This window comes from Phytoactinopolyspora limicola, assembly GCF_011320225.1.
In the GTDB taxonomy this organism is placed as follows: Bacteria; Actinomycetota; Actinomycetes; order Jiangellales; family Jiangellaceae; genus Phytoactinopolyspora; species Phytoactinopolyspora limicola.
The window spans coordinates 87315-111849 of sequence record NZ_JAAOEN010000003.1; the positions used below are offsets into that span (position 1 = coordinate 87315).

General features: G+C 68.7%; 23 protein-coding genes. 12 read left to right on the plus strand and 11 right to left on the minus strand.

All coding sequences use genetic code 11. The features are described from left to right. The first annotated feature begins 35 nt into the window (after window positions 1-35). Window positions 36-929 carry an LLM class flavin-dependent oxidoreductase gene (locus G8760_RS09405; RefSeq protein WP_166350240.1) on the plus strand — a complete coding sequence of 298 codons (894 nt, stop codon included), beginning with the start codon at window positions 36-38 and terminating at the stop codon, window positions 927-929. Window positions 930-1057: 128 nt separating this feature from the next. Then, entirely contained in the window at window positions 1058-1594 is a 537-nt protein-coding gene (locus tag G8760_RS09410) for a helix-turn-helix domain-containing protein (RefSeq protein WP_166350242.1), read from the plus strand. A 1361-nt stretch (window positions 1595-2955) separates the two neighbouring features. Here G8760_RS09410 and G8760_RS09415 read toward each other — a convergent pair. Beyond that, a complete protein-coding gene (locus G8760_RS09415) occupies window positions 2956-3876 on the minus strand; it encodes a MurR/RpiR family transcriptional regulator (protein WP_166350244.1) in 921 nt (306 codons plus the stop codon). Continuing rightward, window positions 3873-4988: a serine hydrolase domain-containing protein gene (locus G8760_RS09420; protein ID WP_166350246.1), complete on the minus strand. Its 1116-nt coding sequence runs from the start codon at window positions 4986-4988 to the stop codon at window positions 3873-3875. Before G8760_RS09420 ends, G8760_RS09415 begins: the two co-directional genes overlap by 4 nt. Window positions 4989-5118: 130 nt before the next feature. On the opposite strand from G8760_RS09420, the gene murQ reads away from it, so the two are divergent. Both murQ and G8760_RS09430 read left to right on the plus strand, forming a co-directional pair. Next, complete coding sequence (gene murQ, locus G8760_RS09425; RefSeq protein ID WP_166350248.1) at window positions 5119-6021, plus strand: N-acetylmuramic acid 6-phosphate etherase; 903 nt, start codon at window positions 5119-5121, stop codon at window positions 6019-6021. A 69-nt stretch (window positions 6022-6090) separates the two neighbouring features. Beyond that, entirely contained in the window at window positions 6091-7260 is a 1170-nt protein-coding gene (locus G8760_RS09430) for an anhydro-N-acetylmuramic acid kinase (RefSeq protein ID WP_166351076.1), read from the plus strand. 12 nt (window positions 7261-7272) lie between these two features. Here G8760_RS09430 and G8760_RS09435 read toward each other — a convergent pair whose 3' ends face one another. The 3 genes from G8760_RS09435 to G8760_RS09445 form a co-directional block, all read right to left on the minus strand. Next, window positions 7273-7950: a superoxide dismutase family protein gene (locus G8760_RS09435; protein WP_166350250.1), complete on the minus strand. Its 678-nt coding sequence runs from the start codon at window positions 7948-7950 to the stop codon at window positions 7273-7275. A gap of 55 nt (window positions 7951-8005) precedes the next feature. Then, window positions 8006-9421 carry a serine hydrolase gene (locus G8760_RS09440; RefSeq protein WP_166350252.1) on the minus strand — a complete coding sequence of 472 codons (1416 nt, stop codon included), beginning with the start codon at window positions 9419-9421 and terminating at the stop codon, window positions 8006-8008. Between the two features lie 649 nt (window positions 9422-10070). After that, window positions 10071-11495: an HAD-IG family 5'-nucleotidase gene (locus tag G8760_RS09445; protein ID WP_166350254.1), complete on the minus strand. Its 1425-nt coding sequence runs from the start codon at window positions 11493-11495 to the stop codon at window positions 10071-10073. A 343-nt stretch (window positions 11496-11838) separates the two neighbouring features. Here G8760_RS09445 and G8760_RS09450 point away from each other — a divergent pair, with 343 nt between their 5' ends. Then, complete coding sequence (locus G8760_RS09450; RefSeq protein ID WP_166350256.1) at window positions 11839-12138, plus strand: DUF4193 domain-containing protein; 300 nt, start codon at window positions 11839-11841, stop codon at window positions 12136-12138. On the opposite strand, the gene G8760_RS09455 is transcribed toward G8760_RS09450, so the two are convergent. Beyond that, a complete protein-coding gene (locus tag G8760_RS09455; RefSeq protein ID WP_166350258.1) occupies window positions 12135-12632 on the minus strand; it encodes a DUF3093 domain-containing protein in 498 nt (165 codons plus the stop codon). The two genes, G8760_RS09450 and G8760_RS09455, sit on opposite strands and share 4 nt — an antisense overlap. A 53-nt stretch (window positions 12633-12685) precedes the next feature. Here G8760_RS09455 and dut point away from each other — a divergent pair, with 53 nt between their 5' ends. The 3 genes from dut to G8760_RS09470 all read left to right on the plus strand — a co-directional run bounded on the left by dut (window position 12686) and on the right by G8760_RS09470 (window position 14991). Continuing rightward, the gene (dut, locus tag G8760_RS09460; protein ID WP_246222491.1) at window positions 12686-13150 is read left to right on the plus strand and encodes a dUTP diphosphatase; all 465 of its coding nucleotides are present in this window, start codon (window positions 12686-12688) and stop codon (window positions 13148-13150) included. Between the two features lie 102 nt (window positions 13151-13252). After that, window positions 13253-14080: a DUF3710 domain-containing protein gene (locus tag G8760_RS09465; RefSeq protein ID WP_166350260.1), complete on the plus strand. Its 828-nt coding sequence runs from the start codon at window positions 13253-13255 to the stop codon at window positions 14078-14080. Next, entirely contained in the window at window positions 14077-14991 is a 915-nt protein-coding gene (locus tag G8760_RS09470) for a DUF3159 domain-containing protein (protein WP_166350262.1), read from the plus strand. Before G8760_RS09465 ends, G8760_RS09470 begins: the two co-directional genes overlap by 4 nt. Window positions 14992-15285: 294 nt before the next feature. On the opposite strand, the gene G8760_RS09475 is transcribed toward G8760_RS09470, so the two are convergent. Next, the gene (locus G8760_RS09475) at window positions 15286-15945 is read right to left on the minus strand and encodes an NAD-binding protein (protein ID WP_166351081.1); all 660 of its coding nucleotides are present in this window, start codon (window positions 15943-15945) and stop codon (window positions 15286-15288) included. An 8-nt stretch (window positions 15946-15953) separates the two neighbouring features. Continuing rightward, window positions 15954-16613 carry a potassium channel family protein gene (locus G8760_RS09480; protein ID WP_166350264.1) on the minus strand — a complete coding sequence of 220 codons (660 nt, stop codon included), beginning with the start codon at window positions 16611-16613 and terminating at the stop codon, window positions 15954-15956. A gap of 229 nt (window positions 16614-16842) precedes the next feature. On the opposite strand from G8760_RS09480, the gene G8760_RS09485 reads away from it, so the two are divergent. Beyond that, complete coding sequence (locus tag G8760_RS09485; protein ID WP_166350266.1) at window positions 16843-18099, plus strand: class I SAM-dependent RNA methyltransferase; 1257 nt, start codon at window positions 16843-16845, stop codon at window positions 18097-18099. Between the two features lie 63 nt (window positions 18100-18162). Beyond that, the gene (locus tag G8760_RS09490; protein WP_166350268.1) at window positions 18163-19086 is read left to right on the plus strand and encodes an LLM class F420-dependent oxidoreductase; all 924 of its coding nucleotides are present in this window, start codon (window positions 18163-18165) and stop codon (window positions 19084-19086) included. A gap of 21 nt (window positions 19087-19107) precedes the next feature. On the opposite strand, the gene G8760_RS09495 is transcribed toward G8760_RS09490, so the two are convergent. Both G8760_RS09495 and G8760_RS09500 read right to left on the minus strand, forming a co-directional pair. Then, complete coding sequence (locus G8760_RS09495; protein WP_246222493.1) at window positions 19108-19788, minus strand: response regulator; 681 nt, start codon at window positions 19786-19788, stop codon at window positions 19108-19110. Continuing rightward, window positions 19778-21574 carry a sensor histidine kinase gene (locus tag G8760_RS09500; RefSeq protein ID WP_166350272.1) on the minus strand — a complete coding sequence of 599 codons (1797 nt, stop codon included), beginning with the start codon at window positions 21572-21574 and terminating at the stop codon, window positions 19778-19780. Before G8760_RS09500 ends, G8760_RS09495 begins: the two co-directional genes overlap by 11 nt. A 297-nt stretch (window positions 21575-21871) precedes the next feature. Between G8760_RS09500 and G8760_RS09505 the strand changes: the two genes are divergently transcribed. Both G8760_RS09505 and G8760_RS09510 read left to right on the plus strand, forming a co-directional pair. Further along, window positions 21872-22612 (plus strand): phospholipase A2, encoded by a 741-nt coding sequence (locus G8760_RS09505; protein ID WP_166350274.1) that lies wholly within the window; start codon window positions 21872-21874, stop codon window positions 22610-22612. After that, the gene (locus G8760_RS09510; protein ID WP_166350276.1) at window positions 22609-24024 is read left to right on the plus strand and encodes an acyltransferase family protein; all 1416 of its coding nucleotides are present in this window, start codon (window positions 22609-22611) and stop codon (window positions 24022-24024) included. Before G8760_RS09505 ends, G8760_RS09510 begins: the two co-directional genes overlap by 4 nt. Here G8760_RS09510 and G8760_RS09515 read toward each other — a convergent pair. Continuing rightward, entirely contained in the window at window positions 23961-24386 is a 426-nt protein-coding gene (locus G8760_RS09515) for a hypothetical protein (RefSeq protein ID WP_166350278.1), read from the minus strand. The genes G8760_RS09510 and G8760_RS09515 overlap by 64 nt on opposite strands. Between the last annotated feature and the right edge of the window lie 149 nt (window positions 24387-24535).

The following is a 24535-nucleotide window of genomic DNA, read 5'->3' on the forward strand; positions in this document are numbered from 1 at the left end:
ACCCTCACATCGCTCTTCTCTAGGGAGACACCCTGATGAACAACAACGTCACCAATACACCGAGCGGCGCACACCGCGGGCTCCGGGTCGGCGTGATGGTTATGGCCGACGCGCCGATGAACGTCTTGCTGGACCGGATCCGGCGGGTCGAGGAACTCGGTTACGACCAGCTGTTCGTGGCCGACCATCTCGCCCACCCGTTCACACCCGGCGCCACCTGGTTCGACGGTGGGAGCTTGCTCGCTGCCGCGGCGGTGGCCACCGAGCGGGTAACGGTGGGCACCATGGTGAGCAATCCGATCCTTCGCCCACCCGCGCTGCTGGCGCGGGAAGCGGTCACCATCGACCATCTGTCCGGCGGGCGGCTGGAGCTGGGTATCGGCGCCGGCATCATCGAACGAGACCACCGCGCCATGGGCACCGCACCGTGGTCGGTGAAAGAGCGGGTCGGCCGGTTCGTCGAATACGCCCGCATCGTCGACGAGTTGCTGCGGGCGACGGGGGACACCTATGGGTTCGACGGCCGCTGGTGGCAGGTCGCCGACCTGCCGACCAACCCCGGAACGGTGCAACGGCCGCGACCACCGATCATCGTCGGTGGGCAGGCGCCCACCATCCTGCGGGTCGCGGCGGAACGAGCCGACGTGTGGAACACCATTGGTGACATGGAAGCGAGTGTGTCGGAGAACATCGAACTGACCAGGGAGCAGAACCGACGTCTAGACGACCTCACCGCCGAGGCCGGCCGCGAGCCCGCGTCATTGCGCAGGTCGGTGGCGATCGACCCGTTCACCGCGCCGGAGCCGTTCGAGGAGCAGGTCGAGCGGTTCGCCGCCGTCGGGTTCGACGAGTTCTTCTTCACCTGGCCGGACAGCGAACACGAACCCGAGTTGGAGCGGATCGCCAAGGCCCTTCCAGCGCTACGTTGACGATCCAGTTCATCGTTGCTGGGGGTTCCGTTCAGCCAGGACCTCTGGTGTGCTGCCGCCGGTTCCGGATGGGCGGCTACGATCGTCGCCAGCGCTAGCGTGATCGGCACGCGCGAGTGGGAGGGGCGATGGTAGGAAACCGGATTCGCGAATTTCGAACCAGCCGCGGTCTGACTCTGACCCGGCTGGCGGAGGTGACCGGTTTGTCTACCGGCCTGATCAGCCAGGTCGAGCGCAACATCACCGATCCGAGCCTGGAGACGTTGCGCAAGATCGCGCAAGCGCTGAACGTCCCGTTGTTCGACCTGTTCCGCGAGGAAGAACAGGCGGCGGTCGCGGTGGTGCGGGCCGAGCGACGGATGCTCGTCGGCTCTCCGCACAGCCAGGCCACCTACGCCCGCGTCTCACCCGGCTCGGGCCGGCTGGAGCTGCTCGAAGGACGCCTGGAGCCCGGCGGCGTCTCCTCGGACGAGCCGTGGTCACATCCGTCGGAGGAATGTGTCGTGGTCCTGGAGGGGCAGTTGACGGTTGAGGCCGGGGGCGAGATCCGCGACCTGGATCAGGGCGACAGCTGCTACTTCGACTCGCGGCTGCCGCACCGCTACGTGAACGGGTCCGATGCGCCCGTGCGGTTCCTGCTCGCCGTCACACCCCCGAGCTTCTAACCACCCCCCACCCCCGTGTGCACCTGATCTCCGTTTTGACGCCTGATCGTTTTTGTGGCGACGATCAGATGCGTCGGTGGTGACGACGGCCAGCGTCGACGCGCGGTAGCGGCGTGCGGGTGCACCTGATCGTCTCCGCCATGTGGACGCCCGACGATCAGATGCACGAACCGTCGCATGACGTCCGGCAGCGCATCTGATCCTTTCGAGGCGGCACCGTGCTGATCGGATACGGCGTTGATAGGCGGGCGCCAGTGCCGCCGGCGTCTCCCGGGTGTTTTCGGGCCTTACCCGGGTAGCCCGGAGCCGGGGCCCAGGTTGGTGCGTTGACGGCCTCCACATCTCCGACATTTCGCCCACTAGAACAAGTGTTCAGCGCACCAAGCCTTCGTGCGAGGGCCATGCCCTTGTTCGTGGCGGGCACCCGCGGGCCCAGCTTGCCCACCGAGTGCCCATTGCGACGCGATCAGATGCGCTACCGGACGTCATGCGACGGTTCGTGCATCTGATCGTCGGGCGTCGACATAGTGGGCGGAGTGTCAGCGATCTCCTGAGACACGCCTGTCGGTGTGGCGACGATCAGGTGCGGGTGTTGCGGGTCGGGTGGTGTCCGGGGATGTTGTATGCACCTCATCGTCTTGATGGTCTGGTGTGGGTGCTGGCAACTGTCCCTTGACAGTGGGTTGTGATCAGATGCGCTGCCGGACGTCATCTGACGGTTCGTGCATCTGATCGTCGGGCGTCCACATGGCGGAGACGATCAGGTGCACCCGCACGCCGCTACCGCGCGTCGACGCTGGCCGTCGTCACCACCGACGCATCTGATCGTCGCCATGAAAACGATCTGTGAATGTGGGATCGGTCGTGCTGGCTAGGACTGCCGCCAGGCGAACATCGGCGTCGGGCTGCATGACGTGCCACTTTGGCCCGTTCAGTGGGCCATCGCGCACTGCGCTACCGCCACATGGCGTTAATGCCCGAATCCGGCCCTTAACCCCACCTGGCGGTAGCGGAGTCCGGGGCAGGGCAGCGCGGTCCTCGCCGCAGGGGAAGCGAGTCGTCGTCAAGGCAACAACAAGGAGGTTTACTGCACACCACCAGCGATGACCGGCGCCCCCGTGCTGACGGTAGACGCCCGGCCACAGACGGTAAACAAACACGGCACGACGGACGCCGCCCTCACGATCAGATGCACGCCTCGCTACCGCACACGTTTGCCATGCATCTGATCATCGACGCGTCCACATCATGGACGCGATCAGATGCACCACACCGCGCCGCACACCGCCGTTCACACACCTGATCGCCCCTGCGGAAACGATCAGGCGTCAAAACGGAGATCAGGTGCACAACGGGGGTGGTTAGCCACGGCGTCGCAGGGGGACCCGGCGGGTTTGTAGGGCTGCCCGCGTCTTGTCCAGCGCGGCCAGGGTGCCCTGGTAGCGGCGGTGGGCTACTCCGACGAACAGGCAGTCGATCACCGCCAGCTGGGCGATGCGGCTGGCCATGGCGCCCGACCGGAAGGTGGTCTCGCGGGCGGCGGTGAGCAGCACGTGGTCGGCCTGTTCGGTGAGTGGTGAGCGCGGCACGTTGGTGACGGCGATGGTGGTGGCGCCGGTTTGCTTGGCTACCCGGAGGACGTCGATGGTGTCGGTGGTGGTGCCGGCATGGGAGATGGCTACCGCGACGTCGCCGGCGGTGAGCAGTGCGGCCGAGGTCAGGGCGGCGTGGACGTCGGCGACCCCGGAAGCGGCGAGCCCGATCCGGCGCAGCTTCTGGTGGAGGTCCTCGGCGACGATGCCGGAGGCGCCGGCACCGTAGATGTCGATGCGCCGGGCGGTGGTGACGGCCTGGACCGCCTGTTCCAACGCGTCGAGGTCAAGGGTGGCGACGGTGTCGTCGATGGCTTGGGCGTCGTTGGCGGTGATCTTGGCGACGATGGTGCGGAGGTCGTCGGTGTCGTTGATGGTGCCGTCGAGGGGGCCGTGTAGGGAGGCGGCTTCCTGTCTGGTGACGTCGCGGGCGAGGGCGATCCGCATCTCCGGGTATCCGCGGAAGCCGACGGCGCGGCAGAAGCGCAGCACGGTTGCCTCGGAGGTTGAGCATTGCTCGGCGAGCCGGCTGATCGAGCGTTCGGACACTCCGGCGGGGTCGTCGAGGACCGCCGCTGCTACGCGCTGCTCAGCTGGGCGCAGGGTGGGGAGGGCGGTGCGGATCCGGACGAGTGCGTTCGGCGGCGACGGTTGAGGGGTGGCGGGCGGGCTGGCTGGGGTGTGGGTCATGGCTGTCGCACCGCCGCGACGGTGAGGTCGGCCACTTGGCGGCGCACCGACGAGATGTCGGACCATTCCCGGGAGGGGTGAACCCGGTTGGTGAGCAGGACGGTGACGGTGCCGAGGGTGGGGGTGACCACGAGCGACGTTCCGGTGAAGCCGGTGTGGCCGAAGCCGCCGCGAGCGGCCAGCTCACCCATGAAGGTGGCATCGGCGATCCGGGGTCCGAGTCCGTGCCGGTAGCCGGGGTTCAGGTGGGTGGGGAGGTGGTCGGTGGCGAACGCACGAGCGGTTTCGGGGGCGAGGATCCGCACTCCGTCGAGTTCGCCGCCTCGGCGAAGCATCTCGCCGAACCGGGCGAGGTCGGCGGCGGTGCTGAACAGGCCGGCGTTCCCGGCGGTGCCGCCTAGTGCCCAGCAGTTCTCGTCGTGCACCTGGCCGCGTACCATCCCACGATCGACGTAGGGCTGGTGTTCGGTGGCGGCGGAGCGAGACACCAGCGACCGGCCGGGGCGGTAGCTGGTGTCGGAGAGGCCGAGGGGGTCGACGATGGCGTGGTCGACGAGGCGCGGCAGGCGGCTGCCGGCGAGGCGTTCCAAGAAGAGGCCAAGGGCGATGTATCCGACGCAGGAGTACTCGAACGCGCTGCCGGGCGTGCGGGCGAGCGGGGCTTCCAGCACGGCCGCGGTGCGCCGCGCCTGGGTGGGCAGTTCCCATAGCCGGCGCACGGCGGGCAGGCCGGAGGTGTGGGTGAGGAGGTGCCCGATGGTGATCTCGGCCCGGATGTCGTCGGCCCACTCCGGAAACTGGGTCGCCGCTGGTGTGTCTAATGTCAGTAGGCCCTCGTCGGCCAGCACGAGGGTGGTCACGGCGGTGAAGAGTTTGGTGAGGGAGGCGATGTCGAACACGGTGTCGGGTTCCATCGGCTGGCGCTCGTCGGGCGGCAGCAGGGTGGGTCCGTCGGGTCCGGGCCCGTAGCGGACCGCGTCTCCGACTGCCACGTGGTCGACGACGGCGCCGTCGCGCAGCAGGAGGGCGACGGCGCCAGGGAAGCGGGGGTGTGCCGATGGCTCGGGGCCGGGCGCGAGGCCGTCCTGGAGGAGACGCCGGAGTGTGCTCATGATGGCAAGGGTACGAGATCATCAGAGCCGTGTAAGGGATTGACTTATTGCCCGACTATAGTGGCAATTATTGACACGACGGGCGTGACGGACTGTGGGACGTGATCGACCCGCAGCACGAGAGGAACCGATGACCACACCGTTGGAACAACTGCTGACCGAGCAGGTCGACGCACGCTACGCGGATATCGACGCCGCGTCGGTCGGCGAGTTGGCGACCATGATGAACGAGGCGGACACTACCGTGCCGGCGGCCGTGCGAGCTGCCCTGGGCCAGATCGTCCCGGCCGTCGAGGCGATCGTGGCCGGGTTGCGTGAAGGTGGCCGACTGTTCTACATCGGCGCCGGCACGGCGGGCCGGATGGGAGTGCTCGATGCCTCCGAGTGTCCTCCCACGTTCAACACCGCACCTGACCAGGTGAACGGCATAGTGGCGGGGGGCCTGGACGCGCTGGTGGAGGCGCAGGAGGGTGCCGAGGACGACGAGGACGCAGGTGCCGCCGACATCCGTGCACACGGCGCCGGTGCCGGAGACACAGTGGTGGGCATCGCCTCCAGCGGCCGCACACCCTACGTGCTGGGTGCGTTGCGAGCAGCGCGTGAGCTCGGAGCATTAACCGTCGGACTGTCGTGCAACGCCGACAGCGACATCGGGCTAGCCGCCGACTTCCCCATCGAGGTGCTCGTCGGGCCCGAGGTGGTGGCCGGGTCCACCCGGCTCAAGGCGGGGACGGCGCAGAAGATGGTGCTGAACATGATCTCGACGATCTCGATGGTTCAACTCGGCAAGACCTACGGCAACCTCATGGTCGACATGCGGGCGACCAACGCGAAGCTGCGCGAGCGGGCCGCCCGCATGGTGCAGACGGTGACGGGCAGCGATCGAGCGACTGCCTTGTCGGCGCTGGAGCTGGCGGACATGGAGGTCAAGCCGGCGATCCTTCTGTTACGGGCCGGCGTCGATATCGACGAGGCGCGTCGCCGCTTGCACCGGGCGGGCGGCCGGTTGCGCGCGGCCCTAGGCGAGGAGTAATCGTGGCGACGGAAGGGCAGCCGTGACCGCCCAGGAGCAGCCGTGACTCCATCGTGTACGGCACTCGGCATGATCTCGGGAACGAGTCACGACGGGATCGACGTCGCCGCCGTGCGGTTCACCCCCGCAGCTGACGGGGCGCTGCGCGGCGAGGTGGTGTACACCGCCAGTCCGCCTTACCGTCCGCAGGTGCGTGCGCTGCTGCGGGCGACCCTCCCGCCGGCCGACATCCGCTTCGCCGACGTGTGTGAGCTGGACACCTTGATCGGGCAGGCGTTCGCCGAGGTCGCGGCCGACGTCGTGGAAGCCGTCGGCGATGTCGACGTGGTGTGCTCCCATGGCCAGACCGTCTACCACTGGGTGGAGGGGACCCGAGCGTTCGGTACGTTGCAGCTCGGACAGCCGGCGTGGATCGCCGCGCGGGCCGGTGTGCCGGTGGTGTCCGACGTGCGCATTCGCGACATCGCCGCCGGGGGACAGGGCGCACCGCTGGTGTCTCTGCTGGACGTTCTTCTGCTGGCCAGCCAGCCGGGTCGGGTTGCCGCCCTGAACCTTGGCGGCATCTCGAACATCACGGTGCCGGAACCGGCTGGGGGCGGCGCACCGGTGGCCTACGACATCGGTCCCGCCAACGCGCTGATCGATGCCGCTATGGTGGCCGCTCAGCCGGACGGCCCCGGCTACGACGTGGACGGACGCCTTGGTGCCGCCGGAACGGTGCAGCCGCGACTGCTGGCGGACCTGCTGACCGAGCCGTACTATGCCGCACCCGCCCCGAAGACAACCGGCAAAGAGCTGTTCCACGGCGAGTACCTCGCTGCCGCCCTGAGCCGGCACCCCGGCCTCGGGCTGGCCGATGTCGTCGCTACCCTCACCGCGCTGACGGCGCGTACGGTGGCCGACCAGGTGCGCGCGCACGGTGTCGACACCCTGGTGGTGTCCGGGGGCGGGTGGTTCAACCCCACGATGCGCACGATGCTGGCCACCGAGCTGCCCGGAGTGGCTTTGCGAGCTTCGGCCGAACTCGGAGCTCCCGTCGACCTCAAGGAGGCGATCGCGTTCGCGGTGCTGGGCTGGCACACGTGGCACGGACTGCCGGGTGTCGTCGCGTCGTGTACGGGCGCGGCCAAGGCCAGTGTGCTGGGCACCGTGACCCCGGGCCACGGCCCGTTGCGCCTGCCGGCACCACTGCCCATAGCCCCGTCGTCGCTGACACTGGTGGACGGTCGCCGCTCCTAGTGGGTTCGCCCGCTAAGGAAGATCGACGCAGGCCAGCCGGTCGCCGGCGTGACCAGCGTGGCCGGGGTCGGTCATGGTGTGGTGTTCGTGGATGACGATCGAGTTCGCCTCACCCTCCCGGGGGGTCCACCGCACCGTCGCCTCCGCGGATCCGGCGCCGTCGTCGTCAGTGGTCAGGTCCAGCCATACCTCGTTGTCCGGGTTGGCGTAGGCGGGGTCGGTCGACGGCTGCACGGGATCCAGGCTGTTCTGGTAATGGGGTCCAGCATCGGCCGGGTCCGGGCCGCATGCCCCGGTGTGGAGGTGTGCGCCGAAGTCTCGAGCGGGCTCGACGTCCTCGATGTGCAACGTGTAGGTGGTGCCGCCCGGGTCCGCGGGCGCCACGGTGACCTGGACGGGTGCACCGGCCGGAACCGCCGAGGGGTCATAGGTGACAGCGTCGGACTCGGCGGGATCTTCGTTGAACTCCGCGTTGACGATCGACTCGAGTTCGTCGGCGGTGGCTGACGTGTCGGTGTTGCCGCCGCATCCGGCGCTGGCGAGCAGCGCTCCGGCGAGGGCGGTGGCGGGGAACAGACGCAACAGGCGTAAGGGGGGCACGAGGAACTCCACGATGGGTGCGACGGTGGGGCAGATCGCGACCGTACTCAGGATCGGGCCGCCGCACCTGGCGAATGTCAAGATCGACATCGACATGTGCCCAGCGAGGGGAACTTATGTCGGAACGATGGGATACCCGGCGTGATCACTGGGCCAGGAGATCCAAGGCTTGCTCGGCAATGCGTACGAGGCGCAACTCGTCGGCCAGATCCGCGGCGGAGTTGGCGGCGAGCTGGATGATCAACACGTGCGGCACGTCGTCGGCGTCCTCCAGATACCACGACAACACGAAGACGCCTGGTGCGCTGCCACCCTTGTAGGCCGCATAGGGCCAGACGTCGCCGTCGACCGCTACGCCGGGATTGAGGGCCAGCAGGTTGCGGGTGATGCCGGAGCTGTCCTCGGCGGCGAGGACCTGTACACCGAGATGGGCCGCGGCGACGTCTGTCGCGCTGGCGAACCAATCCACCCCGGCGGTCCAGGCCACGTCGGTGATGTCAGCTGGAGCGACACCGAGCGCGCCCGGGGGCACCGCGTCGAGTAGGTCGCCGCGGCGCTGGGCGTCGGCATCACTCCAGCTATCGCGGAGCCGCGGGTCCGACCACGCCAGGTGGAACAACTCCCGGGTGGTGATGAACGGCTCCAGCAGGTCGGGCTGGTGGTGACCCATAGCGGCCGCCGCGGCCTCGACCGCGTCGCGACCGACCAGGTCGATGAGCAGATCGGTGGCCGTGTTGTCGCTGATGGAGATCATCTTCTCGGCGGCGTCGGCGACCGAGACGAGGGTACCTTCGGCGGCGTCCTGCAACTGGCCGGTGGGCAGGCTGCGCACGTCGTCGGTCACGACCAGCTCGTCGTCCCAGGCGATCTCGCCGTCCAGCACGGCCTGTTGGACTGCCCCCAGGACGTACAGCTTGGCCGTCGAGCCCAGCGGGCGGGCGGTAGCGGGGTCGAGGGAGTGGATCTCTTGCCAGGTGCCGTCGTGGTCGCGGGCGGCGTAGATGCCGACGTCGGCGCCGGTGGCCGTCAGCAACTCGTCCACCTCGGCCCAGGTGGCGATCTCCGGAGGGGGGTCGTGGGGCGCCACGGTGAGTGTGCCGATCCGGCCGTCGTCGTCGACCAGCAGGGTGAGTAGCCAACCGGTGTCGTCGGCGCCGGAGAGCTGGACCCGGGCCGCGTCGTCGCTGCCCTCGTAGCCGACGACGGTAAACGGGCCGAGCTGCCGCAGACCATTAAACGTCAGCGCCACCTGCGGCGCGGGAACCTCGTCGAGGAACGCCTCGGAGAACCGTTCTTCGGCGGTGTCGGCGTCGGGCCCGGTCTCGGAGTGCAGTTCGCGCAGGACCCAGGTGACCTGTTCACCGGCCGGCGTCGCGGGAACGTGGGTGTCCGTACCGTCCGGGGTGGCGGGTGCGGTCGGCGTGTGGCCACCGTCGGTGTCGGGCGGGTGGGCAGCTCCGTCGTCGCCGGAACCGCAGGCGACAAGTAGGCATCCGGCCAGGACGCCGACAGCGAGCTGAGCCCGGCGGTGCCGGCGCCGACGGGGATGACCGGGGTGCATTGGTGGCGCTCCTCACGGGCGGACGGGTGGACGGTCGCCGGCGCGGGACAGCGTGGGACGGCGTGGTGCTCACAGTCTCGCAGGTCGCCGGCCGGATCGGTTGAGTGGGCAAGAAGAATCATGACGTGCTGGCAACCAAAAGTCAGATGCCAAGTCATGACTCTACCCGTGACTACTTAGGTGAGTTCCTTAGAAGGGTCGGAACGAGAAAAGAAGAAATTTGCAAAAACTCTTTACCTCGCCACGAGTCATCGCTAGAGTCATCGCCATGACCCGCCGGATCAACCAGAATGGCTAGCCAGAGACGTCGGGTCGAGAAAACCGGAGACACTCGGAGGGAGGCGGCTCATGGGACTTTTGGATTCGCTACTCGACACGCTCGGTGGCCTGATCGACGACGTTCTGGCGTTGATCCTCGGCCTGCTGTAAATGCCCGTCGGGCCTCCCTCTAGAGGTCCTCACCTAGAGATTCGGACATCGGCCGGCAGGCGCGGCGCGGGGGAACGCGACGGCAGTCCGGATAAGAACGAGTTCCATCGCACGGGGGATATGGTCCGCGTGTGTCAGCTCATCAAAGCTGCCACACGCGGACCATTCATTTGTCTTCACCCATAATGTCGCGAATAGGCAGAGTCGATTTCGCGGCAATTCACCGATCGGTCGGGAGTTGGTCATGCGGCAGACTGGTCCGCGCCGCCCGAAGGTACGCGTACGGGGTGCGGAGCCGGAAGTTCGCCACCCGCGACGTGTAGACATCGGCGTAGCGCTCCACTTGCCGAGCGAACAAACTTTTGTCGTTGCCGGCCCGCATCAGCGGGCCCCACGTGGAGTTGCCCAACTCGGCGGCGGCCTTCGCCAAGGGCGTGATCCGCAGATCCAGCTCTCGAAGCCGCTCCAGCAGCGAGCCGATCGACGGAGTGTTCACCAGCGCGGAGGTGTCGCCATCGTGATCGGCGGCATGTTTGGCCTGCGCCAGGCGGGTCTGCGCCACGACGTCCTCGAGCTCGATCTTCTCGTGCATCAACCGGACCAGCTCGGCTTCATCCGACGCGAAGCGTGCGGCGTCACCGATCTCGGCCTCCAACTCGCGCATGATCAGCGCCGTGCGCCACCGCAGCACCGACTTGGTCACGTGGACGTCGCCGAACAAGTGATCACCGGCGTAGAGGATCTGCGCACCGTCGAGGCCCAGGCTGCGCTCCACCAGGCGGGCAGACGCCCCGTGGTAGACATCACCCATCCGCAGCAGGCCCCGATGCGGCTGCATGAGGCCCCGATCGGTGTCGACGATCTGAAAGGCCGGGCCGTCCTCGGCGAAGAACCGGGGTTTGGCGGCCGACACCACCACGAGATCGAACAGATCTCGCCACGATCCGGTGGGGACATGCTGATCGAAGGTGAAGCTCATCATGTCGCGGGTGTAAGACCACTCGCTGTTGGTGATCAGCATCAGCCGCTTGCCCGCCAGCCGCTGGTCGAGCAACGTCTGGGCGGTCTCGCCGTCGACGACGCAGAAGCGCTGCGGGTCGGCGGCGATCTCCGCCTTCAGCGTTCCGATGGCGTGCGACTCGTCGAGCGCCGACGACACCGCGTGGTACAGCTCGTCATACCCCATCGGGCCGTCGATCAGGTCGGCGTCGAGCCGGTCCACCAGCTGTGCGTACAGCGCCGCCTCAGAAATGGAGAACATGGTGTTGAGAAACCGGAACCGCCGCTCGCCGAGGTCCACGAACACCCCCGCGTAGGTGCGTCGCAACTCCTCGAACGACAACTGCCGGGTACCATGCTGAGCCTGGATGACGTAGCCGAAACGGGTGGCCTTGACGAGGTTGCCGAGATCGAGGTCGATCACCAGCCCTTGGAGGTAGCGGTCGGCGTCGAAAGCAACGTCGTGGACGGGGAATCCCCGCTCGCTGAGCAGCCGGCGGGCATGCTCGAAAGCTGCTCCCTCCCACTCGTCGGTGCGGTAGTGGATGAGCGTGTAGTCCATGTCGTAGCCGACCGCCTCGACCGACCGCAGGTTGAGCGTGCGGTTGGCGTAGACGTCACGCTCGGGATCGGCGGCTGGTGTCATTCTTCGTCTCCCACGTTCAGCGCATGCGCGGGGTCCCGGAGACCCGGCTCCCACCATCTCATCTCGACGTCCGGACAGGTGGCACGGGCGCCGGGCCGTTGCCTGATCGTGGTCATTTGGGTCCGCCTCGACGGCATGACGACGGCTCCGACCGGGGATGATCTGCATCACATCGGCGAGCCGATGTGCAGATCGGGTAAGAAATCAGGCACAATCTCGGCGCTGGACCGGGCACAACCGCGGGCCTTCGTGCGTTACGAAAGGCACGAAGGATCGTGGAATGGCCTGAAGCCACACCAACAAGAGAACTGACTGCTATGTGCCCAGCGAGGGGGACAGCCCGATGGCAACCGATTACGACGCACCACGCAAGACCGACGACGAGATCTCCGAAGACTCCATCGAAGAGCTGAAGAACCGGCGGATCGACAAATCCTCCGGCATCGTCGACGTCGACGAGTCCGAGCTAGCCGAGTCGCTTGAGCTTCCCGGCGCCGACTTGTCCAACGAGGAGCTCGCTGTGCGGGTCCTGCCGCGGCAGGCCGATGAGTTCACGTGCAGCCGATGCTTCCTCGTCCACCACCGCAGCCAGCTGGCCAAGGAGGAACGCGGACAGTTCATCTGCCGCGACTGCGCCGCCTAAGCGCTCCCAGCCTCCTCGCGCGCCGCCCCGATCACGGCTGCCAGCCGTTCGGGGCGGCGGCTGGACAGCAGCCAGTACGGCGTCGGGTCGTCGTCGTCCACGACCTCGATCCGGATCACGGGGGTGATGTAGCCACGAACCAGGTAGTAGGCGGTTGGACTCAGGTCGCGTCCACGGGCGGTACGGGCCGCCTCGCCGTGCAGCACCTCGACGGTGCCCACGGCGTGCAGAGGCAGCCGCGCCGGTCCGGCGGTCAACATTCCGCCGGCCACCTGGATCCGTGGCCGACCGTAGGCGATGAGCACCGACCCACCGACGACGAAGAGCCCGGCCGCGACCGGGACCGACACACGAGGGCCATAGACATGCTGGTAGATCAGCCAGACCGACCCCAACAGGCCCAGCATGAGCAGCCACCAGGACAGCGGAGCGGACAGCCGCTCGCGGTAGCGGGTAGCGCCGTTCGCGGAGGACGGATCCGAACTCCTGGTCATAATCAGCAGGGTGCCACGCTCACAGCAGTGCGGCACGGGTAGGGTCGACGGGCGTGAGCGACGTACCGAACTCTCCAGCAACTCCCGTCGAGGTCCTGGTCACCCGGCTCGACGGCGGCATTCCGATGCCGTCGTACGCACACCCCGGTGACGCCGGTGCCGACCTCGTCACCACCGAGGCGGTCACCATCAAGCCGGGTGAGCGGGCTCTGGTCGGTACAGGCATCGCGATAGCGTTGCCCGCGGGCTACGCTGCTTTCGTGCACCCGCGCTCCGGGCTGGCGCATCGACTCGGGGTCAGCATTGTCAACACCCCCGGCACTGTGGATGCTGGATACCGGGGCGAGATCAAAGTTTTGCTGGTCAACCATGACCTCCGTGAGCCCGCTGTGTTCGAGCGGGGAGACCGCATCGCCCAGCTCGTGGTGCAGCGCGTTGAACGTGCCGCCTTTCACGAGGTGGAGCGGCTACCCGGATCGGCTCGCGGCGACGGTGGATACGGTTCGACTGGGCGCTAGTGTGCCGCACACTAGTGTCGATGGTCGACGGCTTGGGTCATCCCAGGTCGCCGACCCGCCACACTGGTGGCGGCCACGAGCAGACGTAGGGAGTTAGTGCAGGTGTTCCGACGCCGACGACGAGACGAGCAGTCGCGCGAACCGCGGCCGGACAACACCGCGGCCGAATCGGCCGAGCCGGAGGCAACCTCGGCCGCGGACCCATCCGAGGGGTCCGGGCCGGCGGACCGTCCCAACGGCCCGTACGACTCCACCGAGGTCGACCTCGACACGATCCGGACCGAACGCATCGACCTCGGTGGGCTGCTGATCCGCGGCGTCGAGGGGATGAAGATCCAGCTACAGGTCGACAAGCGCTCCGGCCGGGGCACGAGTGTGCTCCTGGCGGTCGGCGAGGCCGCCGTACAACTGGTGGCGGTGGCCGCGCCCCGCAGCTCTGGCCTGTGGGAGCAGACCAGACTCCAGATCACCACCGACGCCCAGCGCCGCGGCGGCAGTGCACAGGAAGGCACCGGTCCGTTCGGCACCGAGGTGCGCCTCGTCATTCCGGTCACCACGAAAGACGGCAAGAAGGGGGCCCAGCCGTCCCGGGTCTCCGGCATCGACGGTCCCCGGTGGATGGTGCGGGCGACCTTCCTCGGTAAGGCGATCACCGACGCCGCGGCTTTCCAACGGCTGGTGGACGTCGTGCGCCAGGTGGTCGTAGTGCGTGGCGACACCCCGATGCCACCCGGTGAGGTCATCGCTTTGCAGCCGCCGGGCCGCAAAGAAGCCGACACCGACGTCGAGGCTGAGTCGGACGTCGAGGCAGATGACGTCGAGGCAGATGACGACGCGGCGGACGATGTCGAGGCAGATGACGACGCGGGCCCCACGATCACCGATGCCGAGGCAGGGCCTGATCCGGAGCAATCGGAGCCGGAGAGGTGAGCCCAGACCAGCCGCGTGCCGGCGGCGCCGCGGAGGGTAGCCGCCCCACGGGCGACAGCCGCCCGGAAGACCTGAGTACTGAGGCAGAGTTGGGCCACCAGGCCGGTGCAGCGGGCCCGTCGGGTTCGCCGGAGCACCTGCCGCCTCGCCCGCGAGGCGGCTGGATGGCCAGCCTCGCCTCCGACGACCGGTTCGCCGCCAAGAACGCCCTGACCCCGGGTGCGTTGCTCGATGCGGGACTCCCGCTAGCGCTGTTCACCGCGGTCTACACCATCGGTGGCCGGGACCTGACGTTGTCGTTGTGGGCAGCGCTGGGCACGGGTGCGCTCCTTGCGGTGATCCGGCTGGTCCGGCGGGAACCGATGCAGAGCGTGATCGCGGGTTTCCTTGGGGTTGGGGTGGCGGTGTTCTGGGCCAGCCGCACCGGCCGGGCGGAGGACGTGTTCCTGCCCGGACTACTCATCAACGTCGGTTACGGCCTGGCGTTCCTGGTCTCCATCGTGGTGCGCTGGCCACTGGTGGGGATCCTGGTGGGGCTGGCCACCGGCATGGGTACGTCGTGGCGGCGTGATCCAGTCCTGATGAAGGCGTTGATGAAAGCGTCGGCGCTGTGGGTCGGGATGTTCGCCTTCCGGCTGGCCGTGCAGGCACCCCTGTACTTTGCGGGAGAAGAACAGCTTGGCTGGCTGGCCAGTGCTCGACTCGCGATGGGTGCACCGCTGTTCCTGCTGGTCGCCTACGTGTCGTGGCTCATCATCCGGCCGGCGTTCCGCGCACACCAGCAACGAGCGTCGGTGGCGGGGCAGCAGGAGGAGATCCCTACCGGTCAGCGGCAGCCCGGCGGCCATGAGGCGGCGAGCCCCGACCATGACCCATCCGCCGGTACGAGCGGTTCCGATCCGCATCGCTGACGTCGGGCCGGCCCAACACGGAGCGATGTTGCTGCACGGAGTGAGGTCGGTGCGTCGACGGAGTGAACGACGTGCGGCGGTAGCGACAGTTTCGGCACTCCATACCTGCACCAGCTCCACTCCCTGCACCAGCTCCACTCCGTGCACTAGCCGCCACGGGCGACCATGGCGGTGGCCATAAGGAGGCTTGTTGTTGCCTGGGCCGCAATAAGGAGGCTTGTGGTCGTGCGGTGGTGGCCGTAAGGAGGCTTGTTGTTGCCTGGGTCCGCGGTCCCAGGCCCGACGTGCCCGCCGTCACCGTGGGGAGAGTAGGTCCTCCAACTGCTGCTCGCGCTCGGGCGCGGCGACGAAAAGCAGCTCGTCGCCGGATTCGAGCACCAGCTCGGCCTGCGGGCTGTGGACGTGCCGTCCCCGGATGATCGAGACGAGTGATGTGTCGCTCGGCCAGTGCAGGTCTGCCACGGCGGTGCCGACGATGGGGGAGTCGCTGGGCAGGGTGAGTTCGACGAGGTTGGCCTCGCCTTGCCGGAAGGTGAACAGCCGCACCAGCTCACCGACGCTGACGGCCTCTTCCACCAGCGCACTCATGATCCGCGGGGTGGAGACCGAGACGTCGACCCCCCAGCCCTCGGTGAACAGCCATTCGTTGTCCGGGTGGTTGACCCGTGCCACCACGCGCTTGACCGAGAACTCCGTCTTGGCCAGCAGTGACACGACGAGGTTCACTTTGTCGTCACCCGTGGCGGCGATGACGACGTCGCAGCGCTGTAGGGCAGCCTCCTCCAGGGTGGACAGCTCGCAGGCGTCGGCGAGCAGCCACTCGGCGTCGGGTACCGAGGCGGCCTTGATGGCGCTGGGGTCGCGGTCGACCAGCAGGACTTCGTGGCCGTTGCCGAGCAACTCGGTAGCGATGGAACGGCCGACGTTGCCGGCTCCGGCGATGGCGACGCGCATCATGGGTGTCAGCTCTCCGTTCCGCCGGTGATGAGGTGGAGGAGGCGGGACACCCCGACGTCGGGCATCATCGTGTGGACGCGGTCGCCCTCCTCCAGCAGCGTATCTCCGCCCGGGATGATGCTCTGGCCGAGCCGGCTCAGTAGTGCCACTCTGGTACCGGTGACCTGTTCGAGTACCCGGACCGGGCTGCCGACCCATTTGGCGCCGACGGGAGCTTCGGTCAACCGCACCGTGCCGGAGGGGTCGACCCATTCGGCGGCCGCTTCTTCCGGCAGCACTCGGCGTAGCACCTGGTTGGCCGCCCAGCGCACCGTGGCCACGGTGGGAATCCCCAGCCGCTCGTAGACCTCCGCGCGTCCAGGATCGTAGATGCGGGCGACGACGTTGTCGACGCCGAACGTCTCGCGGGCTACTCGGGCGGAGATGATGTTGGAGTTGTCGCCGCTGCTGACCGCGGCGAACGCACCAGCGTCGGCGATTCCGGCCTCGTGCAGGACGGAGCGTTCGAAGCCGACCCCGGTGACCGTCCGTCCTTCGAATCCCGGGCGGAGGCGTCGGAAGGCGTCCGGGTTGCGGTCGACGATGGCCACCGAATGACCCCGCGCCTCGAGGCTGTGCGCCAGGCTGGACCCGACTCGGCCGCAGCCCATGATGACGATGTGCATCTGTGCCTCCACCCCGCTTTTCTCAGCGGTCGCCCTGTTCGTTCGCCACCCGGGAGATCTCCGTGCCTGAGTCTGGTGTCCGGCCGGAACCGGCTGGCGCGGCCGTCGTCGGTCGATAGTTGCACATCGAACCCCTCCTCCGCCTCCGCGCGGCGTCCACCTGGATAGCAGAGGCGGCGACAGACGTTCCCGCGCAGGGCATCAACAGCAGACATTAAGATTATCGGTTGTGACCGCCGGAGTGGAGATCATCGTTGAGTTGGGTCCGGTCGCCCACGGCGGATCGGTGGTGGCCCGGCACGAGGGCCGGGTGGTGTTCGTCCGGCACGGCCTGCCTGGTGAGCGAGTGTCGGCGCGGATCACGGAGGGGGCTGACGACGCCCGCTATTGGCGAGCCGACGCCGTCGAGATCCTCAGGGCGTCGCCAGACCGGGTCACCGCGCCATGCCGGTACGCGGGCCCCGGCCGCTGCGGCGGATGCGATTGGCAGCACGCCACCCCGGAGGCCCAGCGCCGGCTGAAGGCGGCGGTGGTCGAGGAACAACTGCGGCGTCTGGCCGGGGTCGAACGGACGGTTGTGGTCGAGCCGGTCCCGGGCGACGACGCCGGGCTGGGGTGGCGCACCCGGGTCACCTACGCCGTCGGTGACGACGACCGCGCCGGGCTACGCCGGCATCGTTCCCACGAGATCGTGCCCATCGACACCTGCCTGATCGCGCACCCTGGTGTCCGGTCGGTCGGCGTCGAGGAGCGCGGCTGGCCGGGCGTCACCTCGGTCGCCGCGACCGCGTCCGGCACCGGCGACCAACAGTTGATCGTCGAACCAGGTCAGCGCGACGTCGAACTCCCCGAATTGCCAACCGACGTGTCCGTGTCCATTCTCGACGAGCGGGGCCGCCCGCAGCCACACCAGGGCGACGGCACGGTGACCGAGGTGGCGGCCGGGCGGCGCTGGCGGGTCAGCGGTGGCGGATTCTGGCAGGTCCACCCAGGTGCGGCCGATGCCTTGGTGGACGCGGTGGCGCGGGCGGTGGCCGCGCGGCCCGGAGAACGGGTGCTCGACCTCTACAGCGGCGTCGGTCTGTTCGCCGGTGCGCTGGCGGCGCAGGTCGGCCCCAGTGGGGCCGTGGTGGCGGTGGAAGGTGACCGCCGAGCCGTCGCCGACGCGCGGCACAACCTTGCCGACCTGCCACAGGTGACGGTCGAGTCCGGGCCGGTGGACCGGGTGTTGAGCCGGGCCGGCGATCTCGCCGCGGACATCGTCGTGCTCGACCCGCCTCGGGCCGGCGCCAAACTCCCGGTGGTCGCGGAGATCAGCCGGCTCCGGCCGCGGGTGGTGGCCTACGTAGCGTGTGACCCAGCGGCTTTGGCCCGTGACGTAGCAACGTTCGCCGCCCATGGATACGAGCTCACCGACCTGCGTGCGTTCGACCTGTTCCCGATGACGCACCACGTCGAGTGTGTCGCAACGTTCCATGATCATTGACGATTGACCACCGGATTCGGGGGTTAAAGGCCAATGATCATCGGGTACTGAAAGGCTAGGTCCATGCAGTTGCGAATTTTCACCGAACCGCAGCAGGGCGCCAGCTATGACGACCAGCTGCGCGTAGCCCAGGCCAGCGAACGGCTCGGGTTCGACGCCTTCTTCCGCTCCGACCACTACCTGGCGATGGGAAGCTCGGATGGCCTCCCGGGTCCCACCGACGCGTGGGTCACCCTGGCCGGCTTGGCACGTGAGACGTCCAGCATCCGGCTTGGCACTCTGGTGTCGTCGGCGACGTTCCGGTATCCGGGTCCGTTGGCCATCCAGGTCGCGCAGGTCGACCAGATGTCCGGCGGCCGGGTCGAGTTCGGGCTGGGCACCGGATGGTTCGACGCGGAGCATGCCGCTTACGGCATCCCGTTCCCGGATCGACGCTTCGGCCTCCTGGAGGAGCAGCTCGAGGTGGTCACCGGATTGTGGTCCACCCCGGTCGGAGAGCGCTTCTCGCACACCGGAACGCACTACACCGTGACGGACTCCCCGGCGCTGCCCAAGCCGACACAGGACCGGATGCCGGTGATCATCGGGGGCCACGGCCCACGCCGCACGCCGGCCCTGGCGGCGCGGTTCGCTACCGAGTTCAACACCGCCTTCCCACCGAAGAGCGAGGTCGCCAGCCGGTTCGCCGCCGTGCGCAAGGCATGTGAAGACGCCGGCCGCGACCCAGACGATCTCGTGTACTCCGTCGCCTTCGTCTTAGCCTGCGGCAAGGACGAGGCCGAGTTCACCCGGCGGGCGGCCGCGATCGGCCGCGACCCAGCCGAGGTACGAGCAAACGGCCTGGCCGGCACCCCGCAGGAGGTGGTCGACGGCATCAACGCGGTGCGTGAACTCGGCGCCAGCCGGGTGTATCTGCAGATGCTGGATCTGTCCGACCTGGACCACCTGGAGCTCGTGGCGGCCGACGTCGCGCCGCACGTCGCCTGACCGGGAACCCGGCCACCCCGCTCAGGCCGATCCCGGCTCGACCAAACCGGTCTCGTAGGCGACGACGACGGCTTGGGCGCGGTCGCGGAGATCGAGTTTGGTGAGGATCCGGCCGACGTGGGTCTTCACGGTCTGTTCGGCCAGCACCAGCGCCGCGGCGATCTCGGAGTTGGACATCCCGGTGGCGATGAGCTTCAAGACCTCCGTCTCCCGAGGGGTCAACACGTGCAGCAGTTGAGGCCGTGGCCGCTTCGCGTCCGGCCGGCGGGCGAAATCGGCGATCAGCGTACGGGTGATCGACGGTGCTAACAACGCGTCGCCGGCCGCGACCACCCGCACCGCGTGAACGAGATCGTCGGCGGGGGCGTCCTTCAGGAGGAACCCGCTGGCGCCGGCCCGGAGCGCGTCGTAGACGTAGTCGTCCAGATCGAAGGTGGTCAACATCACCACGCGGGGTTTCGGCTCGCCGGGCCCGCGCAGGATCCGGCGGGTGGCCTCCAGCCCGTCGAGCACTGGCATCCGCACGTCCATGAGGACGACGTCGGGCCCCAGCCGGCGGACGGCGTCGACGGCGGCCGAACCATCGGCGGCGTCACCCACCACGTCGATGTCCGGCTGTGCGGCGAGCAACGCGCCGAAACCCTGCCGGACCATCGCTTGGTCGTCGACGATCAACACGCGGGTGGGTGCCCTAGTGGTCACCGGATCGCTCCTCTGCGGGGTGGTGGCGAGGTGAATCGTGGACGGGGATCCGGGCATGCACCTCGAACCCGCCGTCGGCGTTGGCTCCGGCCTCGAAGGTACCGCCCACCACGCTCGCCCGTTCGCGCATCCCGATCAGCCCGTGTCCGGTGGTGACCTGGTCAGGATCCGATCGGGCGGGCCGCGCCGGCGCTGGCTCGGCGCCGGCCGGGGGCGCCGAGTTGAGCACGCGTAGATCCACGGCGTCGTCGAGAACACCGACGTACACGTGGACGTCGGAACCGGGTGCGTGCCGGGCCGCGTTGGCCAGTGACTCCTGCATGATCCGGTAGATGGACAGGCCGGCCGCCGCGCCGACGTCCGGCAGCGGCGGTCTCATATGCAGGCGAACGTGCACGCCGGATCGGCGGACGTTGTCGACGAGATCCTCGATCTGCTCGAGGCCCGGTTGGGGAGTGGTCGGCGCGACCTGGTCGGTGGCGCGCAACACACCAAGCATGGATCGGACCTCGTTGAGTGCCTGCCGGGCCGACGCGCTGATGGAGGCCAGTTCGTCGGCGGCGGCGGGGGAGAGATCCGGAATCCGGTAGGGGGCGGTTTCTGCCTGGACAACAACCATCGACATGTGATGGGCGACGACGTCGTGAAGATCGCGGGCGATCCGGGTCCGTTCCTCCAGGACCGTCCGGCGGGCCCGTTCCAGCTGGCTGAGTTCAGTCTGCCGTTCCACCTCGTGGCTGGCCAGGCGCCGGGTCCGCATCAGGTCGCCGATCAGCGCCAGGGCCGACGTCGTGACCATGAGGGTGATGGCTACACCGGCATTGTCGGCGGTACCGGCGGACTGGCTCGCGACCGTCACCGCCCACACCCAGGCGACGGTCGCCCGCTGGTGGCGCACGGCCACCAGGAACGTCATGGCGAGCCAGACGAACTGCATGGCGACCGGCCAGGTGCCGGGGTCTTGGCCGCCGCTGGGGGTGCCGATCACGGCGACGACGATGGCCACCAGGGTGATCAGCCGCCAGCCGATCAGCGCGTACTGCCGGGCCAGGCCGATGGGCAGGGCGATCGCCGCGGCCAGGATCGGGAGGACGAGGTCATGGACGATGATCGTCTCGTGGAAGGAGCCCACGCCGAGCCAGAACACGCCGAGTGCCAGGATCCACGGCGATGCCGTACGAACCCGGCCGGCCCAGGGCCGCGAACTCAGGAGGCGTTCGGCGAACGGGCGCCCGGTTGGGGGTGACGGTACCCAGTCCACGAAGGCCTCGCGAAACCCGGCGAGCAACGCTGCGGGGACGTCCCTGGCCGAGATGACCACGTCCGGGGGAGGTGGCCGGCGGGTCCGGACCAGGCCGGTGAGCCCCATGACCACACCGGCTAGTCCGATGAGCGCGGCCCCGACCGACCACCCGGCACGCAGCTCGTCCGGCACGGAGACACCGAACAGGACTGCGGTAGCGGTGGTGGCGATCAGAGATACTCCGGCCCGCCTCAATCTGCCCCGCCCGGCTGGGACGGACAGGCCAGTGGCGAAGACCAGGGCGAGCAGGACCAGGCCATGTATCACCGGCCATGGCCAGGGGTCGCCGTCCACCACTGGCATGGCCCTGGACACGACGAGCGCTCCTGCCGCGGACACCAGCCAACCCAACGCGGGGGCGGCGACGACGAGCCCCAAGGGTGCGGCGGCGGCGAACGCGGCCACCACGATGAGAGGCCCATCGACGTCGAAGGTGTCGCGGACATCCGCGAGTGCGATGACGAACGCGATCAATGCGGTCATCCACGGCCACCACCCCCGGGGACCTGTGGGGATGGGCACCGTCGCGAGCCGGCCGCGCGGTGCGGCGTCCTGAGCATCGGCCACCTGCTCAGCGTAGTCACCACACGACCTCGGCGCGTCGCTCTATGGAGGTAGGTCCGGCGTCACTCCACGGGGTGAGGGGAGGCGGCCCCGAGGACTACGGGGCCACGGCAAGGTTGGCGCCGGAGGCCGATGATCCGGCGGGTGTGGCTTCGTACCGTCCATCGTCGTGGGCCACGTGTTCGGCCCTCGAGGGTGAGACGGAGGAGAAGCCGAATGGGTGTGCGGATCAGCCTGATGCTGGCCGCGGTGCTGGTGTCGTTCATTCTGACCGGAGCGGGCCAGGTGCGGCAGACCGGGACCGGGCCGGAGGACGCGGGGGCGGCCCGAGCCGTGGTGGCGGCCACCGGGTTGGGTGCCGGCCATGCCACATCCGGCTCGACTCCGGACGGAGAACGGCGGCAGGACTCAGCCGTGCGGGCCGTTCCACCGGACTTCGCCGATGTCATGGGGTACGAGCCGGACGTCGTCACCGGACCGGACGGGACACCACGCGTCGTGCAGCCACATGGCGACTGTTCATCGCCGTTCGGCCCGACCCACTACGACTTCGAGTTTGCCTGCAAGGCTCACGATTACGGCTACGACCTGCTGAGATACGCCACTGCACACGGCGGCGCACTGGGCCCCTGGGCCAGGCAAGCGATCGACGAGCAGTTCGGTTCCGACCTGCGGGCCCGTTGCGAGAAGATCGGCGGCGACGTCGGGTGCCGCGCCGTGGCCGCGGTCAGCGAGCGGGCCGTCGGCATCAACTCATGGCGGCAGGGGTACGGCAACCCGGGCCGCGAAGACCCCGTGCCTTACCTTGCCTCGGCGATGGTGATCCTGTTGGCGCTGGTCACGCCCCTGGTGGTGGAGCGCTTGCGCCAGGCCCACCGGGTGGTCGCGGCGGCGCGCCGGGAGCGGCCGGTGGGCACGACGGAGCGGCCGGTGCGCACGATGGAGCAGCCGGCATGACGCGTGTGGTGGCCGGCATGACGCGGGTCGTGGCCGGTGTGGCCGCGTCGACCCCGCCGGGGCGCGACCGGGTGATCGACGCCGTACGGAGCTTGAGCTTGGTCGTGGTGGTGGCCGGGCACTGGCTGATGGCCGGGCTCGCCGTGACCGCGGACGGCCAGGTGCAGGTGGTCAACACGCTCACCGTTGTGCCGGAACTACGCCCGCTCACGTGGGTGTTGCAGGTCATGCCGCTGTTCTTCGTCGCCGGGGGATTGGCCAACATGCGGGTGTGGGTGCGGCTGCGGGCCTCCGGCGGCGGCTACGTGGAGTATCTGCGTGGCCGGCTGGTGCGCTTGCTGGCGCCGGTGGTGGTGTTCGTCGTCACCACCCAGGCAATCCTGGTGGCCGCGTGGGCGGCGGGGACACCGGCCGAAGACCTGGCCTACGTCGCCCGGCTCCTGGGCCGTCCACTGTGGTTCTTGGTGGTGTATGTGGTGGTGACGGCCGTGGCGCCGGTGATGATCGCCGGCCACCGCCGGCGGCCGTGGACCACGTTGCTGGTGCCGGTGGGGCTGGCGGCGACCATCGACGTCGCACGCGTGGCGACGGGTTCGGACCTGTTGAGCGAGCTGGCGGTGGTGAACTTCGTGCTGGTCTGGCTGGTGGCCCAGCAGGTCGGGTTCTGGTACGCCGATGGGCGCTGGCCGGCCCGGCGGACCGGTGCGGCGTGGGTGGTGGCTGGTGCCGCCCTGGTGGCCCTGGTGGGGTTGACGGTGGCGGGGCCCTACTCGGTGAGCATGATCGGCCTGCCGGGGGAGATGTCGAACATGAACCCGCCGTCGGTGTGTCTGCTGGTGCTCACGGCCGGGCAGGCGGCGTTGATCATGGCGCTGCGGCCGCGGCTGAACCGGTGGCTGGCGCGGCCTTGGGCCTGGGCGGTGGTGGTCGCCGTGGGAGTCCGGGCGATCCACCTGTACCTGTGGCATCTGCCGGCGCTCGTCGTGCTCGTGGTGGTGATGGTGGTCGGCGGCGGCACCCTGCCGGAGGTCGGCGGCGCACTGTGGTGGGCGACCCGGCCGGTGTGGCTGGTGGTGCTCGCCGCGATGCTGGCCGGGCTCGTGGTGGCGGCGGTGCGGGTGCAACGGTGGTGGCCGGGGCGGTTCAGTCAGGGTGGGGCGGGCCGAGCGTCGACTGTGCGGGTGGCGGCCGGCGCGGTGTTGCTGGTGGGCGCGCTGGTGGGGTTCGCCACCGGGGGTTTGGAGCCGTTCGGACCGGCCGGTGAGTGGTTGTTCGGTGTGCCGGCGTGGCTTATCCCCAGCACCGGGTGCTTGGTGGCGGGATGGGTGATGGCAACAGCCGGGCTCGGTCAGCGGTACCAGTCGCCGTCGATGTACCAGTCACCGTCGACCTTGCGTAGGTCGAAAGAGTAGGGGAAGCCATACATGGCAGGTACGTCGCCGTCGACGCTGGCGGTGTCGGTGGAGGTGTCCACCTCGGCCGAGTCGAACGTCACCTCGGGCAGTTCCTCGTCGACCGGGATGGCTACCGAGTTGGCCCAGGTGTCGACGGCGGTCAGGCAGGTGTCCCAGTCCGGGTGATCGTCGTCGAGAGGGTGGTCGTCGCCACCGAGGTTCAACTCACAGGCGCTTTCGGCATCGACCTCGGCGAGTGCGGCGAAGAAGTCTTCGGCGGCCGACACCGCGCGGTCCTCGTCGCTACCGCCGCCGCACCCGGACATCGTGAGCGCCGCGGCGGCGATGGCGATGGTGGTCAGGTGGCGAGCGCGCGGCATCAAAAGCTCCTTGGGCGAGGTGATCAACGGGTTGTGCGCTATCCAAACAGATCGCCCGCCGGACGGTGCGCTCGGGGAGTGGGTCGGTGGTGGCGAGAAAGCTTCACGCCGTGTATCTTGAACTCAAGATAAAGATGTGGATAGGCCCT

Excerpts from the sequence above, each read along its gene's own strand:
- G8760_RS09435 (WP_166350250.1), bottom strand. The coding sequence starts at position 7,950 with ATGTCGATCTTGACATTCGCCAGGTGCGGCGGCCCGATCCTGAGTACG.
- G8760_RS09445 (WP_166350254.1), bottom strand. The coding sequence starts at position 11,495 with ATGACACCAGCCGCCGATCCCGAGCGTGACGTCTACGCCAACCGCACG.
- murQ (WP_166350248.1), top strand. The coding sequence starts at position 5,119 with ATGACCACACCGTTGGAACAACTGCTGACCGAGCAGGTCGACGCACGC.
- G8760_RS09510 (WP_166350276.1), top strand. The coding sequence starts at position 22,609 with ATGACGCGTGTGGTGGCCGGCATGACGCGGGTCGTGGCCGGTGTGGCC.
- G8760_RS09505 (WP_166350274.1), top strand. The coding sequence starts at position 21,872 with ATGGGTGTGCGGATCAGCCTGATGCTGGCCGCGGTGCTGGTGTCGTTC.
- G8760_RS09515 (WP_166350278.1), bottom strand. The coding sequence starts at position 24,386 with ATGCCGCGCGCTCGCCACCTGACCACCATCGCCATCGCCGCCGCGGCG.
- G8760_RS09455 (WP_166350258.1), bottom strand. The coding sequence starts at position 12,632 with ATGACCAGGAGTTCGGATCCGTCCTCCGCGAACGGCGCTACCCGCTAC.
- G8760_RS09480 (WP_166350264.1), bottom strand. The coding sequence starts at position 16,613 with ATGCACATCGTCATCATGGGCTGCGGCCGAGTCGGGTCCAGCCTGGCG.
- G8760_RS09490 (WP_166350268.1), top strand. The coding sequence starts at position 18,163 with ATGCAGTTGCGAATTTTCACCGAACCGCAGCAGGGCGCCAGCTATGAC.
- G8760_RS09405 (WP_166350240.1), top strand. The coding sequence starts at position 36 with ATGAACAACAACGTCACCAATACACCGAGCGGCGCACACCGCGGGCTC.
- G8760_RS09420 (WP_166350246.1), bottom strand. The coding sequence starts at position 4,988 with ATGAGCACACTCCGGCGTCTCCTCCAGGACGGCCTCGCGCCCGGCCCC.
- G8760_RS09475 (WP_166351081.1), bottom strand. The coding sequence starts at position 15,945 with ATGCGCGTCGCCATCGCCGGAGCCGGCAACGTCGGCCGTTCCATCGCT.
- G8760_RS09430 (WP_166351076.1), top strand. The coding sequence starts at position 6,091 with ATGATCTCGGGAACGAGTCACGACGGGATCGACGTCGCCGCCGTGCGG.
- G8760_RS09410 (WP_166350242.1), top strand. The coding sequence starts at position 1,058 with ATGGTAGGAAACCGGATTCGCGAATTTCGAACCAGCCGCGGTCTGACT.
- G8760_RS09500 (WP_166350272.1), bottom strand. The coding sequence starts at position 21,574 with ATGACCGCATTGATCGCGTTCGTCATCGCACTCGCGGATGTCCGCGAC.
- G8760_RS09450 (WP_166350256.1), top strand. The coding sequence starts at position 11,839 with ATGGCAACCGATTACGACGCACCACGCAAGACCGACGACGAGATCTCC.
- G8760_RS09415 (WP_166350244.1), bottom strand. The coding sequence starts at position 3,876 with ATGACCCACACCCCAGCCAGCCCGCCCGCCACCCCTCAACCGTCGCCG.
- G8760_RS09440 (WP_166350252.1), bottom strand. The coding sequence starts at position 9,421 with ATGCACCCCGGTCATCCCCGTCGGCGCCGGCACCGCCGGGCTCAGCTC.